3 protein-coding genes are annotated in these 3,359 nt (G+C 75.0%); 1 reads left to right on the forward strand and 2 read right to left on the reverse strand.

All coding sequences use genetic code 11. The features are described 5' to 3' along the window. Positions 1-60 precede the first annotated feature (60 nt). Positions 61-906 (reverse strand): SDR family oxidoreductase, encoded by an 846-nt coding sequence (locus JNW89_RS31840; protein ID WP_238451877.1) that lies wholly within the window; start codon positions 904-906, stop codon positions 61-63. After that, complete coding sequence (locus JNW89_RS31845) at positions 903-1,883, reverse strand: LLM class F420-dependent oxidoreductase (RefSeq protein ID WP_238451879.1); 981 nt, start codon at positions 1,881-1,883, stop codon at positions 903-905. Before JNW89_RS31845 ends, JNW89_RS31840 begins: the two co-directional genes overlap by 4 nt. Before the next feature lie 170 nt (positions 1,884-2,053). On the opposite strand from JNW89_RS31845, the gene JNW89_RS31850 reads away from it, so the two are divergent. Then, positions 2,054-3,340 (forward strand): low temperature requirement protein A, encoded by a 1,287-nt coding sequence (locus tag JNW89_RS31850; RefSeq protein WP_238451878.1) that lies wholly within the window; start codon positions 2,054-2,056, stop codon positions 3,338-3,340. The last annotated feature ends 19 nt before the right edge of the window (positions 3,341-3,359 follow it).

Below are 3,359 nucleotides of genomic sequence, written 5' to 3' on the forward strand. Positions count from 1 at the left end.
CTTCGAGCGGGGCCACGACCCGGTCGACCGGCACTCCGCGGCGATCCTGGAGAACAGCGCCTACGGCGACGCGGCCGGCGGGGGTGGCGGTGGGGGCGGCTCCGACTGACCGGCGCCGCCGCGGAGGCGGCGGACGAGTTTGCGCAGGCCGGCCTGCCAGCCGTCGGGGTCCTGGGCGCGGCGCAGGGCGTACGCGGCGACCTCGGGGTGCGGCAGGATCAGGAAGCGCTCCTCGGCCAGCCCGGCGATGGCCGCGTCGGCCACCTGATCGGGGGTGAGCACCGCGCCGGAGGCCGCGATCACCCGGGCGCCGAGGTGGCCGGCGGCCAGCCCGTCGGCGAGCATCGGCGTGTCCACCCCCTGCGGGCAGAGCGCGCTGACCCGGACGCCCTGGTCGCGGTAGGTGATCGCCAACCACTCGGCGAACCCGACCGCCGCGTGCTTCGTGGCGGTGTACGGAGCGTCGCCCACCGCGGTCAGCACCCCGGCCGCCGAGCAGGTGTGCAGCAGGTAGCCCTCACCCCGGGCCAGCATCGCGGGCAGCACCGCGCGGGCGGCGTACACGTGGGACAGCACGTTGACCCGCCAGGACCGGTCCCAGTCGGCGTCGGTCGCCTCCACGCCCCCGCCGGTGGCCACGCCCGCGTTGGCGCAGAACAGGTCGATCCGGCCGTACCGTCGCTCGGTGTCGGCGACCAGCTCGCGGACCTGGTCCTCGTCGGTGACGTCCACGGCGACGGCCCGGGCGATCGGGCCGACGCTCTCGGCCACCGCGCCGGTGGCGGTGGCGTCCAGGTCGGCCAGCACCAACGCCGCCGCGCCCTCGGCGGCGAACCGGCGCGCCAGCGCCGACCCGATGCCGCCGGCCGCTCCGGTGATCACCGCCACCCGGTCGGTCAGGTTCACGCCCGCTCCTCCCCCGCCGGCCCGAGCCGGGCGATCAGGTCGCCCAGCGCGGCGGCGCCACCGGACGTCAACTCCGGGGTGGGCAGCAGCGCGAGCACCGGCACGTCCACCCCCGCCTCGGCGTAGCGGCGCACCTCAGCGCGGCACCGCTCCGACGAGCCGTGCAGCACCAGCGCGTCGACCACCTCGTCGGGCACGGCCGCGCCGGCGCCCCGCCGGTCTCCGGCGGCCCAGGCCGTCCACATCGGGCCGAGCGCGCTCTCCCGGCCCAGCCAGCGGTGGAACTCGGCGTACGCCGGCACGGTCAGGTAGCTGGTGATCAGCCGCCGGCCCAGGGTGCGGGCGTAGCCGGCGTCCTCGGTGGGGCAGACGAAGATCCGGGCGACCACCTCGAAGCCGGGGCCGCGTCCGCCCAGCTCGGCGAGGGCCTTCGGCACGTCGTCGGCGGCGAGCCAGTTGAGGATCACCCCGTCGGCCTCCGCGGCGGCCAGCCGGAGCATCCCGGGGCGCAGGGCGGCCAGCAGCACCGGCGGCGGCACCGCCGGCGGGCGTTCGAGGCTGAACCGGCGGACGGCGAAGGTGTCGAACGCCCCGTCCACCGTCTCCCCGCCCAGCGCCGTCTTGAGGAGGCGCAGCACGTCCCGGGTACGCCGGAACGGCTCGGTGAACGGAATCGCGTTCCAGTCGTCGACCAGCACCGGCGAGGAGGCGCCGATGCCCAGCGCGAAGCGCCCCGGGGCGGCCTCGGCGAGCGCGGCGGCGCTCATCGCCAGCAGCCCAGGCCCTCGGGTGAAGACCGGGGCGATCGCGGTGCCGAGGCGCAGCCGCGGCTGCCAGGCGGCGGCGAGGGCGAGCGGGGTGAACGCGTCGGCGCCGTTGACCTCCGAGGACCAGACGTCGGTGAACCCGGCCCGGTCGAGGGCCGCGTAGACCGCGGCGTGGTCGGCGAGCGGGACGCCGCCCAACGGCACCGTCATGCCCCATCGGTTCGTCATCCGGTCGATCGTGCCCGCTGCACCTGGCGGGGACAAGAGCGCGGTCCGGGCGTTATCCGCCGTGACGGCTGGCCGGGATGTTATGAACGCCAGGTGAGCTGCGGCGACGGGCACCAGCGGCCATGACGGCCGAGGATGGTGGCAGACCGCGGTTGCAGGTCACCGGTGCCCCGCAGCGGGCGACGTTCCTGGAGCTCTTCTTCGACCTGGTGTACGTGTTCGCGCTGACCCGGATCTCGTTCCGCGCGTTCGAGGACCTCGCCCTGGAGGTGGGCGGCACCGAGGGCTGGTCGCCGGCGACCGGGGGCGGCAAGACGCTGCTGCTGCTCCTCGCGCTCTGGGCGGTCTGGCAGGGCACCGCGTGGACGACCAGTCGCTACGATCCGCACGACGCCTGGCTCCAGCTCATCGTGGCCATCGCGCTGGTGGGCAGCCTAGTGATGGGGGTGGCGGTCCCCCGGGCGTTCAGTCAGACCGGGCTGGTGTTCGCGCTGGCGTACGTGGTGGTGCAGGTCTCCCGGCCGGCCATTCTGCTGCTGGCGTTGGGCCAGCACCGGTACCGCCAGCTGAAGCTGCGGATGCTGATCGTCTTCAGCACGACCGGCGTGCTCTGGTTGACCGGCGCGCTGCTGCCGACCAACGCCCGAGTGGCGCTCTGGACGCTGGCGCTCGCGCTGGAATACCTCGCCGCCCGGTTCGGCTGGCCCGTGCCCGGGCTGGGCCGGTCCAAGGTGAACCAGTGGCAGGTCGCCGGGGAACACCTGGCCGAGCGTTACCAGCAGTTCTTCATGATCGCGCTGGGCGAGATGATCCTGATCATCGGACTGACGTACAGCAGCGTGATGATGACCCCGGCGCGGACAGCGGCGTTCGCGGTGGCGATCCTGACCTCGGTGCTGCTCTGGCGGATCTACGTGCAGCGGGCCGGGCAGATCCTGGCCGAGGCGGTGACGAGGTCCCGCCATCCGGCACGCACCGGCCGATCCGCCGCCGACACCCACCTGGTGATGGTGGTGGGCCTCGTGGCGACCGCGATCGGCCACGAGCTGACCGTGGAGCATCCGCTGAACCGCCCCGAGGCGGCCTGGGTGGCGATGATCCTGGGCGGGCCGCTGCTCTTCCTCGCCGGGCGGGCCCGCTTCGAGTACGAGGTGTTCGGCCGAGTGTCGCCGTCGCGCTGGATCGCGGCCGGGATCCTGCTCGCGCTGACGCCGGTGCTGGTGCACACCGTGCCCCTGGTCCCGGCGTCGCTCGCAGCCGGTGGTGCTGGTCGGGGTGGCGGTGGCCGACGCGTGTCGCGCCCGGGGCAAGCCCCCGGAAGAGGCCGCCCCACCGCTGTGACCCGGCCCGCTCCCGGCGACGCCCCTCGGCCGCGCGCTCCGACCGGGGGAGCGCGGCCGCGCGGCCTCGGGCTGCCCGCGGTCGACGCGCGGCGCTAACCTTCAGCGGTGACCTTCT

This window comes from Micromonospora sp. 4G55, from assembly GCF_016803375.1.